At 61.9% G+C, this 21,881-nt stretch carries 14 protein-coding genes and 1 other RNA gene; 8 read left to right on the top strand and 7 right to left on the bottom strand.

Features of this window, described 5'->3' with window-relative positions:
• Positions 1–44 precede the first annotated feature (44 nt).
• Positions 45–698, bottom strand: coding sequence for a C40 family peptidase (locus tag ACCQ06_RS14980; protein WP_211287716.1), 654 nt, complete (start codon positions 696–698; stop codon positions 45–47).
• Here ACCQ06_RS14980 and ACCQ06_RS14975 point away from each other — a divergent pair.
• From ACCQ06_RS14975 to gorA, 5 genes are all read left to right on the top strand, one after another.
• Entirely contained in the window at positions 697–1,176 is a 480-nt protein-coding gene (locus ACCQ06_RS14975) for an FKBP-type peptidyl-prolyl cis-trans isomerase (protein WP_104616508.1), read from the top strand. The two genes, ACCQ06_RS14980 and ACCQ06_RS14975, sit on opposite strands and share 2 nt — an antisense overlap.
• 233 nt (positions 1,177–1,409) lie before the next feature.
• Positions 1,410–2,654, top strand: a complete 1,245-nt coding sequence (locus tag ACCQ06_RS14970) for a DUF418 domain-containing protein (RefSeq protein WP_316686894.1) — start codon at positions 1,410–1,412, stop codon at positions 2,652–2,654.
• Positions 2,627–3,229: a hypothetical protein gene (locus ACCQ06_RS14965; protein WP_316686892.1), complete on the top strand. Its 603-nt coding sequence runs from the start codon at positions 2,627–2,629 to the stop codon at positions 3,227–3,229. Before ACCQ06_RS14970 ends, ACCQ06_RS14965 begins: the two co-directional genes overlap by 28 nt.
• A 135-nt stretch (positions 3,230–3,364) precedes the next feature.
• Entirely contained in the window at positions 3,365–3,517 is a 153-nt protein-coding gene (locus ACCQ06_RS14960) for a hypothetical protein (RefSeq protein WP_316686890.1), read from the top strand.
• Positions 3,518–3,638: 121 nt separating this feature from the next.
• The gene (gene gorA / locus ACCQ06_RS14955) at positions 3,639–5,009 is read left to right on the top strand and encodes a glutathione-disulfide reductase (protein ID WP_316686887.1); all 1,371 of its coding nucleotides are present in this window, start codon (positions 3,639–3,641) and stop codon (positions 5,007–5,009) included.
• Between the two features lie 428 nt (positions 5,010–5,437).
• Here the strand turns inward: gorA and ACCQ06_RS14950 are convergent.
• Positions 5,438–5,515, bottom strand: a non-coding RNA gene (locus tag ACCQ06_RS14950) — sX9 sRNA.
• A gap of 90 nt (positions 5,516–5,605) precedes the next feature.
• On the opposite strand from ACCQ06_RS14950, the gene ACCQ06_RS14945 reads away from it, so the two are divergent.
• Both ACCQ06_RS14945 and ACCQ06_RS14940 read left to right on the top strand, forming a co-directional pair.
• The gene (locus tag ACCQ06_RS14945) at positions 5,606–6,019 is read left to right on the top strand and encodes an MGMT family protein (RefSeq protein ID WP_228323065.1); all 414 of its coding nucleotides are present in this window, start codon (positions 5,606–5,608) and stop codon (positions 6,017–6,019) included.
• A gap of 41 nt (positions 6,020–6,060) precedes the next feature.
• Positions 6,061–6,762 carry a rhomboid family intramembrane serine protease gene (locus ACCQ06_RS14940; protein ID WP_104616514.1) on the top strand — a complete coding sequence of 234 codons (702 nt, stop codon included), beginning with the start codon at positions 6,061–6,063 and terminating at the stop codon, positions 6,760–6,762.
• A 456-nt stretch (positions 6,763–7,218) separates the two neighbouring features.
• Here the strand turns inward: ACCQ06_RS14940 and ACCQ06_RS14935 are convergent, their stop codons facing one another.
• From ACCQ06_RS14935 to ACCQ06_RS14920, 4 genes are all read right to left on the bottom strand, one after another.
• The gene (locus tag ACCQ06_RS14935; protein ID WP_316686883.1) at positions 7,219–9,231 is read right to left on the bottom strand and encodes a M13 family metallopeptidase; all 2,013 of its coding nucleotides are present in this window, start codon (positions 9,229–9,231) and stop codon (positions 7,219–7,221) included.
• 183 nt (positions 9,232–9,414) lie between these two features.
• The gene (locus tag ACCQ06_RS14930) at positions 9,415–11,517 is read right to left on the bottom strand and encodes a M13 family metallopeptidase (RefSeq protein ID WP_104616516.1); all 2,103 of its coding nucleotides are present in this window, start codon (positions 11,515–11,517) and stop codon (positions 9,415–9,417) included.
• A 407-nt stretch (positions 11,518–11,924) separates the two neighbouring features.
• Positions 11,925–14,030 (bottom strand): M13 family metallopeptidase, encoded by a 2,106-nt coding sequence (locus tag ACCQ06_RS14925; protein ID WP_316686880.1) that lies wholly within the window; start codon positions 14,028–14,030, stop codon positions 11,925–11,927.
• A 264-nt stretch (positions 14,031–14,294) separates the two neighbouring features.
• Positions 14,295–16,397 carry a M13 family metallopeptidase gene (locus tag ACCQ06_RS14920; RefSeq protein ID WP_316692608.1) on the bottom strand — a complete coding sequence of 701 codons (2,103 nt, stop codon included), beginning with the start codon at positions 16,395–16,397 and terminating at the stop codon, positions 14,295–14,297.
• A 356-nt stretch (positions 16,398–16,753) separates the two neighbouring features.
• Here ACCQ06_RS14920 and ACCQ06_RS14915 point away from each other — a divergent pair, with 356 nt between their 5' ends.
• Positions 16,754–18,349: a phytoene desaturase family protein gene (locus tag ACCQ06_RS14915; protein WP_228323060.1), complete on the top strand. Its 1,596-nt coding sequence runs from the start codon at positions 16,754–16,756 to the stop codon at positions 18,347–18,349.
• Between the two features lie 114 nt (positions 18,350–18,463).
• Here the strand turns inward: ACCQ06_RS14915 and ACCQ06_RS14910 are convergent, their stop codons facing one another.
• On the bottom strand, positions 18,464–21,538 hold the full coding sequence (locus ACCQ06_RS14910; protein ID WP_104615866.1) for a TonB-dependent receptor: 3,075 nt from the start codon (positions 21,536–21,538) through the stop codon (positions 18,464–18,466).
• Positions 21,539–21,881: the final 343 nt, after the last annotated feature.

The raw sequence follows: 21,881 nt of genomic DNA, 5'->3' as shown, positions 1-21,881 counted from the left end.
AAAAGTTAACTTTCCGTTTTATTACTTGTGATGCACGTCACACTTCAGTGTAAAACCCGTTTTGAACCTGAATAATGGTCACGCCAGTACGCTCCGTCGAGGAAATCCAAGCGGACCGTACCGCCGGTGGTCGGGGCATGCACGAAGCGGCCTTCACCGACATAAATGCCGACGTGGCTCACGCTTCCGCCGGAGCCGAAGAACACCAGATCCCCGGTGGCCAGCTTCTCGGGCGGGATCCGTGGGCCCTGGATCGCGGCCAGGTCGCGCGAGGTGCGCGGCAACGACAGCGCCAGCACGTCCTTGTAGACATAGGTGACCAGGCCGCTGCAGTCGAAACCGGTCTCCGGCGTATTGCCGCCGAACCGGTACGGTGTGCCGACCAGCCCAAGGGCGCGCATCAGGATGTTGTTGGCGGCGGCTGGATCAGCCGGCGGCACCTGCGGCCACACCCGTGCTGACGGTGGCGGTGCGGCGGCCGGACGTTTGACCGGGGCCTGCGCGCAACCGCCCAGCAGGAGCAGGCCCAGCAACAGACAGGCCGCGGCGCGATGCGCGTGGGCGGCGAAAACTGGCGTGATATGCATGGAGCCGGGATAATGGGCGGTTCGAAAGGTCGCCATGATGGCGGCGCACCCGGCGGCCGACAAGCCGTCTTCCACCGTCTGCCACCGGGCAGCCCATTCAGAGCCAGGCATGAAGATCGAAAAAGACAGCGTCGTCCGCTTCCACTACACCGTTTCGGAGATTGGCCAGGAGCCGATCGAGAGCTCCAAGGAGCGTGACCCGTTGGCGATCATGATCGGCCACGGCAACATCATTCCGGGCCTGGAAGCGGCCATGATGGACAAGGAAGCCGGCGAGAGCTTCGGCGTGGACGTCAAGGCCACCGAGGCCTACGGCGAATACCGCGAAGGCCTGAGTCAGCGCGTGCCCAAGAAGCACTTCGGCGCGACCAAGCTGATTCCGGGCACCCAGGTGGTGCTGCAGACCAACTTCGGCCCGCGCGCGGTCACCGTGCAGAAGGTCGGCATGAGCGTGGTCGACGTCGACCTCAATCACCCGATGGCCGGCAAGGACCTGCATTTCGATGTGGAAATCATCGAAGTGCGCGAAGCCACGCAGGAAGAGCGCGATCACGGGCACGTGCACGGCGACGGCGGTCATCACCACTAAGCGCGACAGTCAACACCGCTGCGCGGCGGCTGGCCGGGTACGCCCAGCCGTGGCAGGCAGCGCACACCGCGCGTGCATGCTGACGTCTGCATGCCACCCACAGCGGGTTGGTGACGACGCGCAAGGTGGTATTGGCCGCAGCCGGTGATGGCTGTCTTCCTGACGGCCCGCCCCCTCGGCGGGCCGTCTGCTTTTTGCGGTGCGCCACGCCGCATCCGGTTGCCTGAGCTGCGATGACCCAACGCGATCTGCTGTTCCCCATTGCCGCGAGCGAGCGCATCGTCCTATTGGACGTCCTGCGCGGCTTTGCGTTGCTCGGCATCTTGCTGATGAACATCGAAGCCTTCGTCGGCCCGCTGGATCTGGCGCTCAGCGGCGTGGAGCCGCATTGGCACGGCGCCGATCGCGTTGCCGATGCGTTGGTCTACATCTTTGTGCAGGGCAAGTTCTACACGCTGTTTTCGATGTTGTTCGGCATGGGGTTTGCGGTGATGGCGCAGCGCGCCGAACGCGCGGGGCGCGGGTTTTTCGGCATGTATGTGCGGCGCACGGCCGGCTTGCTGGTCATCGGTCTGGCGCACGCGGTGCTGCTGTGGTCGGGCGACATTCTGGTGACTTATGCATTGCTCGCGGTGTTGCTGCTGGGCGCTCGTAACGCGCCGACAGTGACGCTGCCGTGGCTTGCCGCGCTGGTGTACCTGTGCGCGCCAGCCCTAGTGCTGCTCTACGGCGCTGCCGGTGCGCTGATGCAGGCCGACCCGGCTTCGGCGGGCGAATGGAAAACGGCCATGGCCGATGTTGCGCAGCAGGCTGTGGCTAATGTGCAGGCGCAGCGCGCTGCGCTTGGGCACGGCACTTACCTGCAGGCCACTGCGCAGCGCTGGCACGATCTGCGCGACGCGATGAGCGGGCTGAGCATCAACGGCCCGGCCATGCTCGGCATGTTCTTGCTGGGCGGCTGGTTCGTGCGCAGTGGCGCGATTGCCGCGCCCGAACGTTTCCCGCGGTTGTTCCGGGTGCTGCGCTACGGCGCCTTGCCGCTTGGATTGGGCGTGATGTTGATGAGCTACGCACTGGAACCATGGATGGACCCGGCGCGGTTGAGCATGCGCCTGTCCGGCGCGTTCGCGCTGGCGTTGGTGGCCGGTCCGCTGATGAGCCTGGGCTACGCCGCATGGGTGGTGCGCTTTGCTGCGCGCCTGGCCTGGCTTGCGCCGGCCGGGCACATGGCATTGAGCAACTACCTGCTGCAATCGTTGCTGTGTACGTGGATTTTCTATGGGTACGGGCTGGGATATTTCGAGCAGCTGCCGCGCGTGTGGCAGCTGCCGTTCGCGCTAGGGTTGTTCGCCTTGCAAGTGGTGATGAGCCAGCTTTGGCTGCGCTGGTTCCGCTTCGGGCCGATTGAATGGCTGTGGCGTAGCGTGACCTATCTGCGGGTGCCGCCGATGTGGCGCGGCCACGCGCGGGCGCAATAGCGCGCAAGGTGGCGTGCGTCGGTGTGCTGGTGGTCGGTGTCGGGGCGTTCTATGGACTGTCGCGCATGATTGCGTTGTTCAACAAGAGTGTCTTCGAAAAATACAGCCAACTTATCGATACGTATGCGTGCGACGGATTCACAATCGCACCTGAGGACGTCGTGCAGGGCGAGCTGAAAGCGCATTTTTTCCTGGATTCTGGCAAGGTGAAAAAACGCGATGCGATTGTCGAGATCGGTATACAGGGCGAAAGCAAATTTGCCGACGACTTTGATTATGACGTGTTCAAAACATTTAAGAATGTCAATGCACTGACGACACAGCGAGTGTCGTTTGGACCTGTCCTGCCAACGCTCTTTCCTCAGCTGGGAGCATGGGAAAACCTTGTGTGGAACAGCAATACGCTTTGCTCGCTCAACGGTAGTTGGGCCAGGCTGCCGCGTCTTTCCATCCACGGATTTAGTGGCTCGCTTGACGTGTTCGATGAGCGGCCTATCCGAACGCTGTTCCTGATCTCGTCAGCGATCAAGAATATCGATGAGTTTGCGCGTTGCAAATCACTCGAAGTCTTGTAGTTCGTCTCCTGTCGTATTGCGGGCGACGTCTCGTCACTTTCACAACTGGCAAAGCTACGTTCGGTTCGCTTTGAAGGTAAAAACAAGCTGGAAGGTTGGGACGGGCTCAGGAGCGAAACACTACGGAATGTCTGGGTGACGCATCTGCCGTGCGAATTTCTTAAAAAAAACTTCCCGAACATCGAGAACACTGTCGTCAACACCTACCGGAGCAAGGATCCATTCCGGAAGGTTGGCGGCGATCCAGACCAGATCGAAGAGGAGTTCGCCAGCATATTCACCGGCTGATCTGCTGCGTCGAGGTAAGCTGGCGATGTACAAGCACTGAAAGCGAACAACCAATGACTGACCCGATGACGCGCCGCCTGCCGGTGCGCGAGCTGCACCCTTGCTACGCGGAGCGTCTTGCATGAGTGCGCGCTACGACTACGACGTGGTAATTCTGGGCGGCGGTTCCGGCGGCCTGGCGGCCGGATTTCGCGCGGCAAAGTACGGCGCACGTGTGGCGATCATGGAGCCCAATGCGTTGGGCGGTACCTGCGTCAATCTTGGTTGCGTGCCGAAAAAGGCGATGTGGTTGGCGGCCGATCTGGCCGGCAAGATCGAGCTCGCCAGTGCGCTCGGTTTCAATGTGCGGCGGCCGACCCTGGAATGGCAGGAATTGGTCACCCATCGGCAGGGCTACATCGCCAACATCCACGCCAGTTATCGGCGTCGACTCGATGAAGATGGCGTGGTGCTGATTCCACAACGCGGCGTGTTGCAGGACCGTCATACGATCATGGGGGGCGATGGGATCGCGGTAACAGCCGAGCACATCGTGATCGCAACCGGTGCGCACCCGTTGCGCCCGAACGTGGAAGGCGTCGAACACGGTGAAGTCTCCGACGATTTCTTCAATCTCTGTCATGCGCCTGCGCACGTGGCGATCATCGGCGGCGGTTATATCGCGGTGGAAATTGCCGGTTTGCTGCAGGCGCTGGGTAGTCGCGTGCATCTGTATGTCCAGGGCGACCGCTTGCTGGAACGCTTCGATGCAGAACTGACGCTACAGTTGGCCGACAACCTGCGCCATTTGGGTGTGCGCCTGCACTTCGGTTTCACCACCACCGGCCTTGAACGCGATGCGCAGGGCGGGCTGCGCGTGCTTGGCCGTCCGGCGCACCCGCGCGAGCAGGGCAACGACGTGTTCGACAAGGTGTTCTTCGCCGTCGGCCGGCGCGCCAACACGGCAGGTCTGGGTCTGGACGCCGTGGGTGTGGTGTTGGGCGAGAAGGGCGAGGTGGTGGTGGATGATGGTCAGACAACCACCGTGCCCAACATCCATGCGATCGGCGATGTCGGCGGCAAGGTCGGGCTGACGCCGGTGGCGATTGCAGCCGGACGTAAATTGATGGACCGGCTGTTCGGCAATCAACCGGATGCGCGCATGGACTACGAAGGCGTGCCGAGCGTGGTGTTCTCGCATCCACCGCTTGGTCATGTCGGACTTACCGAAGAACAGGCGCGTGAGCGTTACGACGGCGCGGTACGCGTGTATCGCAGCAACTTCCGCCCGATGCTGCATGCCCTGGCCGACGCGCCACAACGCAGTCTGTTCAAGCTTGTCTGCGTGGGCGACGAAGAACGCGTGGTCGGCGTGCACCTGCTGGGCGAAAGCGCCGATGAAATGCTGCAGGGCTTTGCCGTGGCAGTGAAGATGGGCGCCACCAAGCGCGACTTCGACGAGACGGTGGCGATCCATCCCACGTCGTCGGAAGAGATCGTGTTGATGCATTGATGCATTGATGCATTGGCATGTGTTGCGGAATGAACGACAGCGTCTGCAGTTGCGTGAGGGAAGAGATGGAGGCGGCGCAAAGGAGCGTAGTCAGAACGCGACTGGTAAGCAGAAGACGAAGCGTGAAGCGCAACTAGTCCCCCTCCGGCGGGAAGTGCGATTGGGGGCCCGGTTGGTCAGTAGGTGTGCTTAGGCAAAGCTGACGCTGCGTTTGGCGATACCGATCATGTGCTATGGATTGTGATGCCGCAGCTTTCAATGTTGTGCACTGCTTGATGCTTTGTTTGCTCGGCTCTGCGTGGCTTCGCCCGTACCCTCACCCCAACCCCTCTCCCAGCGGGAGAGGGGCTTTTGAGTTCTTACGTCGTGAAAGCATCGGGCAACGCGCTCGGTCGCAGAAGCCCCGTGGCCCTGCTGTCATTTAGGACGGCTCAAAGAACGTCGCGAGCCGTCGTCAGGTGGGTGCGGACGGCTCGCTTAGAACCGGAGTGTACGGAGTGGCACATGCCGCATCGAGCACCGGCCGCGCCCGCCTGGCGGTGAGCACAGTCGTTTTGTTGGCTGTCCTTAGTCGCGTCAGCTGGCATTCTTGCCGGATGTCCAAACCTCGCCAGCCCGCGTTGCGTCCATTTGCATCCGCCAAGTCCGCAGCGCCTGCTTCTCCAAAGCCAGTAGCGCTCTCAAGCGAGCAGGCACGTCTGCGCATTCTTGATGTCGTCCGTGCGATTCCTGCCGGTCAGGTGGCCGGCTACGGTGAGGTCGCTGCGCGTGCCGGGTTGCCTGGGCGTGCGCGCATGGTGGCGCGTGTGCTCAGTGGTAATGACGACCCGGATCTGCCCTGGCATCGCGTGCTTCGTAGCGATGGCCGGATTGCCTTGCCGCCGGGATCGCCCGGCTACGACGCGCAGTGCCAGCGGCTGCGTGCCGAGGGGGTGCCGGTGGTGCAGGGGCGGGTACGCCGCGCCACGGCCGCGCAGCGGCTGGATGCGGCCGTGTGGGGTCCTTCATAACGCTGCCGTTATCATCGACAGCATTCAGAAGGAATGCCGCCATGCCTCAATTGCCGCCCGTCACCAAAGCACTGTTGATCGCCAATATCGGTTTGTTCCTGCTGCAGTGGGCCCTGGGCGATCTCGGAGCCGGGGTGTTGCCATCCGACTCAACCTTGTCGTGGCTCATGCTGTGGCCAATTTCGAACGGCTTCGATGCGTTCTCCCCGGGCGCCAGCTTCATGCCGTGGCAGTTGCTGACTTATGCGTTTTTGCATGGCGGCTTCAACCATCTGTTCTTCAACATGCTGGCGCTTTTCATGTTCGGCGCGCCGCTGGAACAGACCTGGGGGCAGAAGCGTTTTCTGACCTACTACCTGGTGTGCGTGGCCGGTGCTGGTCTCTGTCAGCTGCTGATGGCCTGGTTTACCCAGAGTGGTGCGCCGGTGGTGGGCGCTTCCGGCGGTGTGTTCGGGTTGCTGCTGGCTTACGGGATGCTGTTCCCGAATCAGCGCGTGATGTTGCTGTTCCCACCCATCCCGATGAAGGCACGTACGTTTGTGATCGTGTTCGGTGCGATCGAATTGTTTCTGGGCGCCACCGGCTGGCAGCCAGGCGTGGCGCACTTCGCGCACCTGGGCGGCATGCTGTTCGGCTGGTTGATGATCCGCTACTGGCGCGGCCAGTCGCCGTTTGGCGGCAGCGGTGGCCGCAAGGGTGGCGGTGGAAAGGGACGCAAGCCGCCGCTGCGCGTGGTGCGTTAAGTCAAGCGACGGTTTGCCGGGTCGGCATGATCCGTAGCTGCGGGCCTGGCTGCGATTGAAGTTGACGGTCATGCTTTGTCGCGGCCGGGTCCGCTCCTACGGGAGCAGGGTGGCGGACGGCTTATCGCGTCGGAAGCAGATAAGGCAATCGTGCATCTAGCGATCGGCAGATCAGGCAACGAGCTGGCTGGAATGCAGGTCCGGGGAGAGGCTTGGCTAGGCAGAAAATGGATCTAGCGAAAAGCGAATCGAGCTCAAAGCGGATCGGGCGAAGGGCAGATCAAGCAACGACGGCTTGAGCAAAACGCAAATCAATCCAAATGGATCAAACGAGAAAAACAGAGCAAGCGGAAAAACAGAGCAAGCACTTTCCGGAACGAATGCCCAAAACAAAAAAGAGCGCGGAAATCCGCGCTCTTTTTTATTGCCGATCTTTCTTGCCGATCGTGCGGGGACTCAGCGCCAGATCTTGATCTGGTCTGCGTCCATGCGCTGCATCGGCTGGCCGGCCTTGCAGCTGAAGGCTGCACCGAATTCCGGCAGGTTGGACAGCGGGCCGTTGGTGCGCCACTGGCCCGGTGCGCGGATGTCGGCGCTTGCGCGCTGCACCGCTTCGTTCGGCGACAACTGCTGCGCCCACAGGCCGGCCCAGGCAGTGAAGAACGCCTGCTTGTCGGCTTCGGTGGCTGCCGGTTGCGCCTTGCTGAAGGCCTGCCAGGCCAGTTCGACGCCAGCCAGGTCGGCCAGGTTCTCTTCGGCGGTCTGCGCGCCGTTGACCTTGACGTTGGGCACGCCCGGGTACGGGTAGGCGGCGAACTGGTTGGCCACCTTGCCGGTCAGCTCGGTCCAGCCGCTCTTTTCGGCAGGCGTCCACCAGCTGCGCAGCTCGCCCTTGGCGTCGACCAGCGAGCCCTTGGCATCGATCGCGCGGGTGAGTTCGTGCGCGACCAGCGCACCGTAGGCGCCGTATTGGGACGCCGGTGTGCCGCTGGTGGTCAGCACCGGTGCCTGCAACACGGCAGCGGTGACGATCAGGCGGTTCTGCGCGATGTCGTAGGCCACTGCCGGCTGCTGCGGCAGCACGTCCCAGCGACGGTCCGCGTTGCCCTTGCCGATGCGCTTCATTTCCTCGCGGTGACGCCAGGTCGAGGCGATCAGCATGTTGCCGCCGAAGCTGCCGCGGCCCATCGGTTGCACGGTGTAATCCAGATCGCGTCGCGGTGCGCCGACTTCGATCTTCATCGCGGCCAGCTTGGCCTTGGCTTCGGCGACGGCTTCGCCATTGCCCCAGCCGGTACGCTCCAGCGCGGCCAGCTGTGCATCGCGCACCTGGTCGGCAATGGCTTCGGCCTGGCGGCGGGTGTCGCTGCTCAGGTAGCGCGCGACATATTCGCGACCCAGCATTGGGCCGGCGGCCACGTTGATGGCGTCCAGCACCTGCTGCCAGCGCTGCGGCGGCAATGCATCGCCACGCAGCAGACGGCCGCGGAACTGGTACTCGGCATCGTGGAAGCTCTTGGACAGGTACGGCGCCATCGCATCGCCCACGCGCCAGCGCAGGTAGGCCTTCCACTGCTCCGGCTTGATGCTGACGATCATGCTGTCGAGCTGCTTGAACATCGCCGGGTCGGCCATCGACACCAGGTCGTCCTTGACGCCCTGCGCTTCCAGGAAGTCGCCCAGGCGCAGGTTCTTGTACTGCTTGGTCAGTTCCTTGGTGGCGATCGGTGCGTAGTTGTTGAACGGGTTGTTGATGCCCTGTACCGACTGCGCGCTACGCGCCAGCGCGGTTTCGATCTGCAGCACGGAGGCGGCATCGGCGTCGAGCTTGTCGGCCGGGGTGCCGGTCAGCGCCAGGATCTGTTTGACGTAGGCGCGGTAGCGGCCCATCAGCGCCTGGGTGTCGGCATCGGTGCGGGTGTAGAAGGCCGGGTCCGGCAGGCCCATGCCGCCTTGCATGAAGTAGCCGATATGGCGGTCCAGCGCCTTCAGGTCCACGTCCGGGCCGAAGTTGAAGCCGACCGGGATGCCGACCTGATGCAGTGCGGCGATCGAAGCGGGCACATCCTTGGCCTTCTTGATCGCGTCGATGCGCGACAGCAAGGGGGCGATCGGGTTGGAGCCGTCCTTTTCCACCGCCGCCTCATCCAGGCCGCTGGCCCAGAAGTCGCCGAGCAGCTTCTGTACGTTACCTTGCGGGGCCTTCATCGAGGCATCCAGCAGCTCGCGCTGCTGCTGCAGGGCACGCTCGGACAGCTGGCCCAGCGCGGTGACAGCGCCGGTCTGCGGCACCGGGTTGGCCTTGAGCCAGCCGGCGTTGGCGTAGTCGTAGAAATCGGTGCAGGCCGCAGACACGGCCGGCGCCTTGGGGGCTGCCTTCTTCTTGCGAGCGGCGTCGGCGTCGGGGGCGGACAGCAGCGTGATCAGGCTGAAGCCAAGAGCGAGGGCAAGCGGGCGAATGGTGGGCATCGAGAAGAAGGGTGGCCAGAGTAAAGTCGGCGGAGTTTAGCAAGGCTGCGCCTCGCGCAGGCAGGCGCCCGCCGCCGTTGGTATCGGTACCGGCCGTTTTCATGAATGCGACAGGCCCGCGGGTGCGGGCCTGTGCAGTGGTTTTCGTAGTGGAATCGCTTGCAGCCGGCCCCCGGCCCTGGGTTACCAGATCACGACTCGGTCGTTTTCGGTGGCGACCATGGAATCGCCCGCTTTGCAGGAAAACGCTGCAGCGAACTGAGGCATGTTCGAAGGAGCGGCGATCGCGCGCAGGTGGAAGGGCGCGTGGGGGTCGCTGGCGAGATAGACCAGCAATTTTTCCTCGCGGGTCTGCCCACGCCAGTCACGTGCAAAGGCCAGGAAGAAGCGTTGCTCTGGGCTGTATCCGTCGATGCTCGTCGCACGTTCGGGATGCCGATGCAATGCGGTCTGCAGTGCGTCGTATGCCACATTGAGGCCACCCAGGTCGGCGATGTTTTCACCTAGGCTGAGCTTTCCGTTGACATGCACATCGGGGTGGCTGGCGAGCGGTACGTAGCGGTCGAACTGTTTCACCAGCCGCTCTGTCCGCTGCTCGAACCGCTTGCGATCCTGCACGGTCCACCAGTTGAGGTTATTGCCTGCGCCATCGAACTGGCTGCCCTGATCGTCGAAGCCGTGCAGCGCTTCGTGTCCGATGATCGCGCCGATGCCGCCGTAATTCAGGGCATCGTCGGCTTTGGCATCGAAGAACGGCGGTTGCAGGATGGCAGCCGGGAAATTGATGGTATTGGTGCTGGCGCTGTAATACGCGTTGACGGTTTGCGGGAGCATGTGCCAGCGCTTGCGATCGGTGGGTTTGCCGATCTGGGCGATGTCGTAGCGATAGTTGAACTTGGCGGCGGCCTGCAGGTTGCGGTAATAGGCACCAGGCACGATCTCCAGGCCCGACCAGTCGCGCCAGACATCCGGGTAGCCGATCTTGGGCAGGAAGGCACTCCATTTGGCGAGCGCCTTGGTTTTAGTGTCGGCGCTCATCCAGTCGAGGTTCTCCAAACGTGTCTTGAGCGCGGCGTGGATGGTGTCCACCAATTCGGCGGCGCGCTGCTTGGCCTCTGGCGTAAAGACCTCGGCGACATAGAGTTGGCCCAGGCCTTCGCCCATCGCATCGTTCACTGCGGTGAGGGTGCGCTTCCAACGCGGCTCCTGTTGCGGCATCCCGGCCAGGGTCTTGCCGAAGAAGGCGAAGTGATTGTCGACGAAGGCCTTGCTGAGATCGTCGGACGCTGCGGAGATGGTGTGGAAGCGCAGGTATGCCTGCCATTGCGCGATCGGCGCGCTGGCCAGCTGCCGGTCGAACTCTGCGAAAAAGCGCGGATGCGACAGCGAAAAGCCAGAGCCCGCATCAACGCCCTGGGCAGCGAAGAAGTCTTTCCACGAAAAATGTGGGGTGATCCGATCGGCTTCGGCCACGCTGACGAAGTGGTAGCTGTTCTTGGGTTGGCGCGCGTCGGTTGGCGATAGCCAAGCAGCCGCCAGGCGTGTTTCCAGTGCCATCGCATCTTTCGCCTGTGCAGTAGCCGCGTCGGTACTGCTGCCGGTCAGCTCGAAGGATTTTGCGATATGGGCCAAGTAGGCCTCACGCATGGCTGCGTATTGAGGGGCGGTGTAATACTCCTTGCTCGGCAGGCCCAGACCACCCTCCTCGGCAAATGCAATCTGCCTGTCCGCCTTGCGAAAGTCCGCACCTGCGCCGAATTTGAACACCTGACCATCGCCTTCGGCATAGCGGCGGGTGATGTAGTCGGCAACGTCCTTGCCGGATTTCAGTGCGCTTATCGCATCCAGCTGCGGACGGATCGGTTGGTCTCCAGCCGCCTCGATAGCGGCCTCATCCATCCCAGCTGCATAGAGCAGGCCCAGCTTGCGCTTGACTGGGTCGATCTGTTTGTCCGGCTGCGTTGCAACCGCTTCGAGGATCTTCTTCTGAGTCGCCAAGCTCTTCTCGACAAGCAGGTTGAACACGCCCCAGCTGGTCTGGTCTGGAGGAATTGGATTGGCCGTTTTCCACTTTCCATTGACGAACGTATCCAGGTTCTTGCAGGCCGTGGTCGTGGTATCCAGTTCACTGACGTCGAATGTCCTTGTCATCGCAGTCGCAGCTGCCGACGCAGGTAGCGATGGAGTGGCCGGTGCGGGTGCGCTAGTTTCCTCGGACGCACGCTTGCAGCCGGGCAGCACCACCAGCAGCGCCAGGGCAAGGGTGGAGATCTTGAGCAAGGGCATGCCTGCGTCTCTGTAAATTGTGGACATCGAGCATAGGCGGGCGCGCGCATCCCAACGCCAGGTGTGAGCATTGTTAAGGCTTGGCTGGCAGCCGCGGTTCATCCAATGGCGGCAGCGTGTCTGGTGCGGAGATTGCAGGCCTGGAAACGCTGGCGGTACATGGTGGCGTAATGGCCAATACTCCTAAAAAAGCGGCAAACCGATGAGGAGCGACGGTCAGCTGGCCAATGGCGGCATCAAGAACAGGAGCGGCCAACTCAAGGCGACGGACTATCAAGGCAGACTGCTGTACAGATAGCTGCGCGCTGTCGTCCGTCATCGGGATTGGGCGGTTGAACCCACTGCACAGGCCCGCGTGAGCGGGCCTGTGCAGTGGGTTCAAGCATTGGAAGGGCGTACAGCGGCGCTTACCAGATCGTTACGCGGTCCGTGTCAGGCCGCACCATCGCATCGCCGGCCTTGCACGAAAATGCCTGTGCGAACTGCGGCATATTGGATGGCGAGGCGATGGCGCGCATGCGGCTGGGTGCATGCGGGTCGCTTTCCAGTCGCGCGAGCTGCTGTTTCTCACGGATGGTGCGGCGCCAGTTGCGTGCCGAGGCGATGAAGAAGCGCTGTTCAGCGCTGTAGCCGGCGATCGGCGCTGCATCGTCAGGATGCTCGCGCAAGGCGATCTTCAGCCCGTCGTAGGCAATGTTCAATCCGCCAAGATCGGCGATGTTTTCGCCCAGCGTGAGGCGACCATTGACGTGCAGCTCCGGTCGGTTCGGCAAGGGTTGATAGGCATCGAACTGGTCGATCAGGCGTTTGCTGCGGGCTTCGAACTTTTGACGATCAACGCGAGTCCACCAGTCCACGTTATTGCCTGCGCCATCGAAGTGACTGCCCACGTCGTCGAATCCATGGGTGAGCTCATGCCCGATGATGGTGCCGATGCCGCCGTAATTCAGTGCCATATCCGCAGCGGGATCGAACAGCGGGGGTTGCAGAAAGGCCGCCGGCAAGTTGATGGTATTGGTCGACCACTCGTAATACGCATCGGCGGTCTGCGGCGTCATGGACCAGCGTTTACGATCGGTGGGCTTGCCCAGCTGGTCCATGTCGTAGCGGTGGTTGAATCGCGCAGCCGCCCGCATGTTTTCAAAATACGCGCCCTGCTTGAGGTCCAGGCCCGACCAGTCGCGCCACGTGTCCGGGTAGCCGACGTTAGGTAACAGTGCGTCCAGCTTGTTCAAGGCCCGGGTTCGGGTGGTGGCTGTCATCCAGCTCGCCTTCTCGATCCGTGCACGGAATGCGGTGCGCAGCGTATCTACCATCGCTGTTGCCTGCCGCTTGCTGTCCGGTGTGAATGTCTTGGCGACGTACAGCTGCCCCAGACCTTCGCCCATCGCAGTGTTGACGTCGGTCAATACGCGTCGCCACCGTGCTTGCTGCTCGGGCTGGCCATACAGTGCAGTGGCATGGAAGGCGAAGCTATTGTCGACAAATGGCTTGCTCAACAATCCGGCAGCGCCATCGATGGCATGGAAACGGAGATAGGCCTTCCATTGCGCAACCGGTGCGCTGGCCAGCTGCCGATCGAATTCGCCAAAGAACCGAGAGTTTGCCAGCGAGAATCCTTTATCGATCGTGACACCTTGCGTGGCGAAGAACTTCTCCCAGGAAAAATGCGGGGTGGCTTTGTCTGCATCGGCCACGCTGACGAAGCGGTACTGGTTCTTGGGGTCGTGCGCCTCGACTTTGGACAGCGATGCCGCAGCCAGGCGCGATTCCAATGCCAGCACCTGTTTGGCCTGCGCCGTTGCGGCCTCGGCCGAGGTGCCGGTCAGTTCAAAGGATTTGGCGATGTACTCCAGATAGGCCGCACGCAACGGGGCGTATTGGGCTGCGCTGTAATAGTCCTTGGTCCTGAAAATAAGGCCGCCTTGTTCGGCGTAACCGATCTGCTGCGTGGCATCGCTGAAATCGGCATGGATGGAGAAATTGAATACCTGCGGGTCACCTTGCGCATGGCGCTGCGCGATGTAATCGGCAATGTCCTTGCTCGATGTCAGCGCATCGATTTCATTTAATTGCGGCTTCAGCGGTTGGTCACCGGCCGCTTCGATTGCCGCATCGTCCATACCGGACGCATACAAGATGCCGAGCTTGGCCGCCACGCTGTGCTGGTCCAGCGTGGCCACCGATTTGGCGGCATCTTCAACGATTTGACGCTGGACCGCGGTGCTCTTTTCGTCGATTTCGTTGGCCATCTCCCAGCTGGCGCGATCGGCTGGAACCGGATTGGCCAGGCTCCATGTGCGATTGACGAAGCCATCAAGGTCCTGGCATGCACTGATGCTGCGATCCAGATCGGCGGCATTGAAGACCGTCTTCGCTTGCACGTCGGCATGACCCGCTGTGCCGGGAAGGGGTGTTTTGTCGTTCGCTTGGCGATCGTCGTGTGCGGGTTTGCAACCGGCCAGCGCGATGAACAAGGCAACCGCGAGGGTCGTGGTCTTAAGCAGGGACATGGGGGATTGTCGCGATAAGAGGCGGCAATCATAGGTTGGCACCAGGCAGCAAAGGTGCCGGTTGAGCATTGTTGAGGCTTGCCCGGGTGGAAGCCTTCAGCGAACGACTATGCGATCGCGTCATCAAAGCGTCATGCAGCGATCCGGCTGACTGCGGACGCATCTGATGCGTGACGTTCGCCGCGAATGGGGAGCGTCCAGCGCTGAAAGGTGTGCGGCGGGCGTCTCCCACCCGCCGCACACCCGGTCATCCATGTTGCAGCGTTACCAGATCACAACCTGCTGATCGCCCTGACGCACCATCGCATCGCCGGCCTTGCACGAGAACGCGGCGGCAAATGCCGGCATGTTCGACGGTGCACCGATGGCGCGGAAGTTGGCCGGCGCGTGCGGGTCGGTCTTCAGGCGCACCACCAGTTCTTCCGGGGTGAAGTTGCGACGCCACACCGTGGCCCAGTTGAGGAAGAAGCGCTGGTCGCGAGTGATGCCGTCGGTCTTGGGGTCGTCCTTGCCGGCGGTGGCGGTCTTCATGGCGTCGTAAGCGGTGTTGAGGCCGCCCAGGTCGGCGATGTTTTCGCCCAGGGTCAGGTCGCCCTTGACCTTGTCGCCAGCCGGCGTGCGATAGCCGTCGAACTGCGCGACGAGCTTGCCGGTGCGGCCCTTGAACGCATCCAGATCCTTCTGCGTCCACCAACCCGGATCGGGGATGAAGTTGCCATCGGCACCGAAGCGGCTGCCCTGGTCGTCGTAACCGTGGGTCATCTCATGCCCGATCACCGCACCGATGCCGCCGTAGTTCATTTCCTCCGGTGCATTCGGGTCGAAGAACGGCGGCTGCAGGATCGCGGCCGGGAACACGATCTCGTTCTGCAGCGGGTTGTAATAGGCGTTGACCGTCTGCGGGCTCATGCCCCATTCGGTCTTGTCCACCGGCTTGCCGATCTTGGACAGGTTCCACTTGTAGTTGAATTCCTGCGCGGCCAGCACGTTGCCCAGGTAGCTATCGCGACTGGTGGCAAGGCCAGTCCACTCGCGCCACTTGTCCGGGAAGCCGATCTTGGGGGTGAAGCTTTCCCACTTGGCGATCGCCTTGGCCTTGGTCTCCGGGCTCATCCAGTCCAGCTTTTCGATGCGCGCCTTCAAGGCGGTGCGCAGGTTGGTCACCAGCGTTTCCATCTTGGCCTTGGAATCGGCCGGGAAGGCAACCTTGACGTACATCTGGCCCAGCGTTTCGCCGGCCTGGCCGTTGATGGTGGCCAGCACGCGCTTCCAGCGCGGCTTGATTTCCTTCTGGCCACGCAGGGTCTTGTTGTAGAACGCGAAGTTCTCATCGACGAATGGCTGGCTCAGGAACGGCGAGGCGCCATCGACGGCATGGAAGCGCAAGTAAGCGCGCCAGATCGCCGGGTCGGTGTCGGCGATCATCTTGCTCACTTCCTGATGGAAGGCCGGGATCGCCAGCGAGAACATCTCCGGCGTGGCCACGCCCTGCGACTTGAAGAACTCGGTCCATGACCAGTTCGGAGTCAGCTTGTCGGCATCGGCCGGCGAGATCGGGTTGTAGGCCAGCGAGGCATCGCGCGACATCTGCGTGCTGGTCTTGGAGACCTTGGCCAGGCGGGTTTCGAACGCGACCACCTGCTTGGCCTGCGCGGCGGCATCGGCTGCCGCGACGCCGGACAGCTCCAGCACCTTGGCAATATGCGCCTGGTATGCCTCCAGCTTGGCCTTGTTGCCGGCGCTGGTGTAGTACTCCGGATCCGGCAGGCCCAGACCGCCCTGCATCGCATAAGCGATGTTCTGGCTGGACTTCTTGAAGTCTGCTTCGGCGCCGAAGCTGAAGAGATCGTTGTTGCCCTTGGCGGCGCTGCTGCGCAGATAGTCCACGAGCTTGGCCTTGTCGCTGATGGCGTCGATGGCGGCCAGTTCCGGCTTCAGCGGCTCGATGCCCTGGGCATTGATCTTGGCTTCGTCCATGCCGGTGGACCACAGGTCGCCGACGATCTTTTCCACACCGGTGGCGCCGGTGTCGGCCGCGGCCTGCACGGCCAGCTGCTGCTGGATCGCGTTGGAGCGCTCGTCGAGCATTTCGAACGCACCCCAGCTGGTGCGGTCGCCCGGCACCGGGTTGGCGGCCAGGAACTTGGCGTTGGCGTAGGCGTTCAGATCGGTACAGGCGTTGCCATTGGCATCCAGATCGGCCGCGGTGAACTGGTTCACCGCCGGCAGCTTGCTCTGGTCCAGGGTCAGGGTCTTGGGTGCAGCGGGTGCGGCCGCTGCGGTATCGCCAGCCGGTGCCGCAGGCGCGGTATCGTCGGACTTCTTGCAACCGCTCAGCGCGGCCGCCACGGCCAGGGTCAGCGTCAATAGATGAGGTGTTCGAATCACAAAGGCTCCAGGAGCAACAGTCGATTGGGGAGCTCCGTCGCCGGAGCCGTGGCCGGCACTCTACGCCTCGCCAGCCGACAGGCATGGTGTCGAAGGTCATGGGTGCGGGATGTGTAGAAGCGCTGGCTGGGCGGTGCTCTTGGGGCGCGGCAGTCTTGCGCGCATGGCGATGCGTAGCGGCAGCGAGGTGTTTTGTTGTGCCGGGCGCTGCGGCTCCAGGCCATGTGCGTGATCACTCCTTGGCCTGGCCGTCGATGTCGATATGCCGATAGCGATCGAGATAGCCGCTAAGGCCCGAATGGTCCGGCTGCGCAAGCGGTGCTATATACGTCTGCATGCCTACTGCTTCCCAACCGCTGGACGCTTTGATCCTCGGCGCCGGCCACAACGGCCTGGTGTGCGCGGCGTATCTGGCCCGGGCCGGCAAACGCGTGCTGGTACTGGAAGCGCGCGATGTGGTTGGCGGCGCCGCTGTCACCGAAGAATTTCATCCCGGGTTTCGCAACTCGGTGGCGTCCTATACGGTGTCGTTGCTGCAGCCCAAGGTCATCGACGATCTTGGGTTGGAGCGGCACGGGTTACGCGTGGTGGCGCGTCGCATCAACAACTTCTTGCCGCAGCCCAATGGCGACTATCTGTTGGCCGGCGCTGGGCGCACCGCTGTGGAAGTGGCCAAGTTCTCCGCGCGCGATGCCGCTGCACTGCCTGCGTATGAAGCGCGCCTGGAACAACTGGCCGATGTCTTGCGTGCGCTTGCCTTGCAGCCACCCCCCGATGTTACCGATGCGGGATGGCTGCGTGCGTTGCCGCAGCTGTGGCGTGCGGGCAAGGTGGGTCTGCAGCTGCAGGAATTACCGCTCGCGTTGCGGCAAGATTTGCTCGATCTATTCACCATTTCGGTCGCCGAGTATCTGGATCGTTGGTTCGAAAGCGCACCGATCAAGGCGTTATTCGGCTTCGACGGCATCGTCGGCAATTACGCCAGCCCGTACACACCGGGCACGGCGTACGTGTTGTTGCATCACGTGTTCGGGCAAAGCAACGGCGTCAAAGGCGCCTGGGGGCACGCGATCGGCGGCATGGGCGCCATCACCCAGGCGATGGCCGCCAGTGCGCGCGCATACGGCGCGCAGATTCGCACCGGCTGTGCGGTGGATCGGGTGTTGGTGGAGCAAGGGCATGCGGTGGGCGTGGTGACGGCCGATGGCGAAACGCTGCGCGCGCCTGCCGTGGTTGCGAACGTCAATCCGAAGTTGCTCTACCAGCGTTTGATGCGACCCGATGACGTGCCGGAAGCCACGCGCGAACGCATCGTCCATTACCGCTGCGGCTCGGGCACCTTTCGCATGAACGTCGCACTGTCGCGTCTTCCCGATTTCACCGCGTTGCCCGGCGCTGGCGACCATCTCACGGCCGGCATCATCCTGGCGCCGAGTCTGGATTACATGGACCGTGCCTGGCAGGACGCACGCGCATCGGGATGGTCGCGCGAACCGGTGGTCGAATTGCTTATTCCCAGCACGCTGGACGACTCGCTGGCGCCGCCCGGCCAGCATGTGGCCAGCCTGTTCTGTCAGCACGTTGCACCGCAACTTTCCGATGGCCGGCACTGGGACGATCATCGCGAGGAAGTCGCCGATCTGATGATCGCAACGGTCGAGCGTTACGCGCCAGGATTCGCCGTATCTGTAGTGGGCCGGCAGATCCTCAGCCCCCTCGATCTGGAGCGCATCTTCGGGCTGATTGGCGGCGACATCTTCCACGGCGCCCTCAGCCTCAATCAACTCTTCAGCGCACGCCCGATGCTGGGGCAGGGCGCGTATCGCGGCGCAGTGCCGGGTTTATATCTGTGTGGATCGGGCACGCATCCCGGCGGTGGGGTGACTGGAGCGCCTGGGCATAATGCTGCGCGGGTGATTTTGGGCGGCTGATGCAGCCGGCGATGGCGGCCAAAAAAAGGCCCCGGAAAAACCGGGGCCAGAGACAGTACGTCTGCATGGCGAAGGTGAGTGAACCCACCTTCGCCTTTGCACGCGATCAAACGATCAGAAATCGTATGACGCAGTCAGACGCATGTAGCGCGGCTGGTTGTAGCTCCAGGCTTCGGTGCCAAGCCCATACGTGTTGGACACGGTCCGGCGAGTGACCTCATTGGTGCTGGAGATGCGATTGACCGAGCGGTCATTCAGCACATTGAATACATTCAGCGAAAACGCAAGCTTGTGATCGGCGAAGCCTGGACGATACGTGACGCCTAGATCGAGATTTTTGATCCATGGCGTCTCGCCAGCGCCGCCCGCAGATACAGGTTGGCCATAGCAGTAGTGATATGCAGACCCATAGCCGACCGGGTCGTAATCCACCGCTGCGGCGTCAGGGCCCTCGTAGTAACCCAGGCACGACTTCGGTGTGCCGGACATGACCCGTACCGTTGCCGATGCCAGCCACTCAGGCGTGAACTGGTAGGCGCCAAATGCCTTCAACTGATGACGACGGTCGTTGGCCAGGTTGCCACCCGCGTAGTACATCAATTGTGCAGCGTCCCAATCCTGTGTCTTGGAGATGTCGGCTTGCCCAAGATCCGACTTCACCTGCCCTTCGGTATTTCCGTAGAGATGCGACCAGGTGTAGTCGATGCGGCCATACCATTTTTCATCGAATGGATGCTCGATAAACAGATCGACAGCCACGTAGTTACGCTTTGCCTTGTCCGTGAAGCCCCAATCGGACTGCGACATACGCAGCTGGGTATAGCCAGAGCCATCGGTGTTGGCAAGGTTATAGGTATTGGTTTCGCCAGGATTGAACATCACGCAACCAGGAATGGTCACGCTGCTCGGGTCACCGCCTGCTGCTTGGAGCGCATCGGACATGCGTCCTGGATCGCAGACATCGTCGATCGCGGTCTGCAATTTGCGGTAGGTGACTTTGGCGCCCGAATTCCACTTCTCGCCTAGCGTCTTTTCGAAGCCGATCAGGAACTCGTCCTGATACTGCGATTTTAGATCGCTTGGGGCGAAGGAATTCGGATCCGGCGCCTCACCATATTCTCCGTTGGAAGATACAGGACCCGGTCCGAGTGCCGCCAGGCCGGTTGGCTCACCATTGGCGTCGATCCCCGAGTAAGTAAAGTACTCATTGGTATACGTCGAGGCAGACGCTCCGCGGATGGCAACCTGATTTGGCAACGCCAAGTAGTACCGGCCAATATTGGCAAATACCTTGAAGGAAGAATCGCCAAAGACATCCCAGCTAACCCCTAGGCGCGGAGCCCACTGGTCACCACTGTCCACGTAAGCCACGTGGTCGCTGTTGTAGTTGGTGAACTTGTCGTTGCGGATACCCAGCGTGAGTAGCCAGTTATCGTTGACCTGCCAACGATCTTCCAGGTAGTAGGCCTTCTGCTCAACGGACATGCTGGTCGCCGTGGTGAAGATACGGCGGTTCACAAAGTAACCGTCACCACCAGATGGGCCAACGCCCAGCGCACCATTGATGGGTTCGCTGGGATCGTCCTGGCTGCCGTAGATCCAGCGATACCCTGGACCACTGGTAAATACGCCCTCGTCGTAGGCGTTGAAGTACATATTGTCCACGCCGGCGGTCAAGTCATGATCGCCCAGACGATAGTTCAGCTCCAGACGCAGATTGCGGCTCTTATTGATCGGATCTGCTGCCTTGACAGTCGTGGTGGCCTGCCGGTTGGTAATACGCCGGCCGCCGGTGATCGCCGGGTCTTGCAGATTAGCGCTGGCAATGTTGGGCAATGCCGATGCACCGGGGTTGAACTGCTGGTTGTGCTGAGTATCGCGTCCCCACGTTGCATTGAGGGTCAGGTCGTCCGTGATGTAGCTGGTGAACTTCACGATGTCGACACTGTCTTTGAGCTTGTACGTATCCGTGAACAGCCCGGAAGGACCTTGATCCGTAAGCGTTGCATAGTCGTAGTTGTTGTATACGCCAGAACGTCGGTCGTTGTTTTCGATACGTGTGTATTCGAGGATGTTGCTGTCGTTGATGTTCCAGTCCAGTTTGCCGTAGAACTTCGGCGAACTGTTCTCATAATGGCTGCGTCCCTGGTCGCTGGCGGCCGTCGCAATATTGGTGGTTGCTCCGTCGACCTTGTCCGTTTCGCCGGCCACGAACAGGAACAGGCGATCCTCAATCAGCGGGCCACCTGCGTACGCGCTGTAAACGGTCCTGTTCTGCACGTCGCCCTTGCCGCGGCGATAGATCGTGCCGGGCAGGTCATCATCTTCATAACCGTAATTTGCCGGAAGTTCGCTATTGGGATACCAAGCATCGCCGCGTGAGCTCGCCAGCGATTTCGGTTCCCATACCGCTTGCGCTCCGAAATGCCACTCGTTGGTGCCGCGCTTGCCCACCTGGCTGATGACACCGCCGGTCGAGCGGCCGTACTTTGCACTGTAGCCGCCTGTATAGGTTTCCTGCTGGTCGATTGCGCCGTAAGGGAGACTGAGCCCGCCGAGATTGTTGAACGGGTTGGTGACGTTAACGCCGTTGATGTAATAAGCGTTTTCCGTTACACCCGCGCCGCCAAAGGAGATGGTGGAACGCGAGCCATTATTGAACGCTCCGCTTCCGGAGATGGCACCCGGCGCCAACAACGCAATCGCTTCAGCGCTGCGCCCCAGCGGCAGGGTGGCCAGCTGCTCGGAGGTGATCACCGAACGCGAACTGGTCGAACTGACATCGATCTTCGGTGCATTGGCGGCAGTGACCGTGATCGCGCCCAGCGTGGTCGCATCGGCGTTTCCTGCGGCGCTGGCGCCTGCAAACGACACTTCGGTGCCCGAGCCAACGCGCAGCTGCACGTTCTTGCGGGTATCGACGACCTGGTCGCCGCGCTTGAGGGTGACGGTGTAGGCGCCAACCGGCAGCGAGCCGAGGTTGTAGCGGCCGTTCGCGTCGATGGTGATGGTGCGGCTCAGGCCGGTGTCGCTCTGCACGACGATCGTGCTGCCGGCTTCGGACGGGGCGCTGCCGTAGATGCTGCCGGTGGTGCTCTGCGCGTAGACCGCGCCGTTGGTTAGGCAAGCACCGAGCACGACGGCGAGAGCGGTGCGCTTGAGGACTTGGCGACGAAACTGATTGCTCATTCCTGACCTTTCAACTGGGAGTGCGGAGAAGGGACGGTCATCGGGGAGTCAGATGGCCTTAACTCGAACGTAATGAATGTCTGCGCCGCAACGCAAGCAATCGGAACGATTTGTTAATGAAATACAGGCAATCCGCATCAGAAGTGAGGAATTCAGCACAACTTCAAGCGCTGCGACACAAAGAAAGAAACAACCTCAACCACAGGGTATGTTTGGTAGTTACATTGGATACAGATAATGCAGGCTCGAGAAGCGGTCGCGACAACGGCGAGCAGGCCTGCAGCTGGAGAGCGGCACCAGGGCCGGGCGTACCACCGCGGCGAAAAAAAAGCCCCGACAAGCG

Origin of the sequence: Xanthomonas sp. NCPPB 4467 (assembly GCF_041475665.2) — a bacterium.
GTDB lineage: Bacteria > Pseudomonadota > Gammaproteobacteria > Xanthomonadales > Xanthomonadaceae > Xanthomonas > Xanthomonas dyei.
Note: the sequence above shows the minus strand (reverse complement) of the source record. Positions and strands in the feature narration are given on the sequence as shown.

Coding starts and splice junctions, on each gene's coding strand:
- ACCQ06_RS14975 (WP_104616508.1), top strand. CDS start 697: ATGAAGATCGAAAAAGACAGCGTCGTCCGCTTCCACTACACCGTTTCG.
- ACCQ06_RS14980 (WP_211287716.1), bottom strand. CDS start 698: ATGCCTGGCTCTGAATGGGCTGCCCGGTGGCAGACGGTGGAAGACGGC.
- ACCQ06_RS14970 (WP_316686894.1), top strand. CDS start 1,410: ATGACCCAACGCGATCTGCTGTTCCCCATTGCCGCGAGCGAGCGCATC.
- gorA (WP_316686887.1), top strand. CDS start 3,639: ATGAGTGCGCGCTACGACTACGACGTGGTAATTCTGGGCGGCGGTTCC.
- ACCQ06_RS14945 (WP_228323065.1), top strand. CDS start 5,606: ATGTCCAAACCTCGCCAGCCCGCGTTGCGTCCATTTGCATCCGCCAAG.
- ACCQ06_RS14940 (WP_104616514.1), top strand. CDS start 6,061: ATGCCTCAATTGCCGCCCGTCACCAAAGCACTGTTGATCGCCAATATC.
- ACCQ06_RS14935 (WP_316686883.1), bottom strand. CDS start 9,231: ATGCCCACCATTCGCCCGCTTGCCCTCGCTCTTGGCTTCAGCCTGATC.
- ACCQ06_RS14930 (WP_104616516.1), bottom strand. CDS start 11,517: ATGCCCTTGCTCAAGATCTCCACCCTTGCCCTGGCGCTGCTGGTGGTG.
- ACCQ06_RS14925 (WP_316686880.1), bottom strand. CDS start 14,030: ATGTCCCTGCTTAAGACCACGACCCTCGCGGTTGCCTTGTTCATCGCG.
- ACCQ06_RS14915 (WP_228323060.1), top strand. CDS start 16,754: ATGCCTACTGCTTCCCAACCGCTGGACGCTTTGATCCTCGGCGCCGGC.
- ACCQ06_RS14910 (WP_104615866.1), bottom strand. CDS start 21,538: ATGAGCAATCAGTTTCGTCGCCAAGTCCTCAAGCGCACCGCTCTCGCC.